This window comes from Streptococcus mitis, assembly GCF_022137125.1.
GTDB classification, from domain to species: Bacteria; Bacillota; Bacilli; order Lactobacillales; family Streptococcaceae; genus Streptococcus; species Streptococcus mitis_CE.
This window is the reverse complement of sequence record NZ_JAKNEQ010000036.1, coordinates 1-206: the sequence shown is the minus strand read 5'-3', so window position 1 is coordinate 206 and position 206 is coordinate 1. Positions and strand designations below refer to the sequence as shown.

1 pseudogene is annotated in these 206 nt (G+C 56.3%); it reads left to right on the top strand.

The annotated features are described in order from the left end of the window. A pseudogene (locus L0P31_RS09345) lies at positions 1 to 206 on the top strand (hypothetical protein); the annotation flags it as partial.

Below are 206 nucleotides of genomic sequence, written 5' to 3'. Positions count from 1 at the left end.
CATGGGTGCGTCGCTGTTCTTTTATGCAACCCCCTTGTTTCTCGTCGGCATCGTTCTCGTCCTCGTGTTCGGCGTATGGCTGAACTGGCTCCCGACATTCGGAATGATGTCGGTCGACGTGCCTCTTCACGGGTTCTCTTATGCGACCGATGTGGCGACGCATGCAATTCTTCCGGTCGTCACACTGGCCATATTCTACTCCGCGG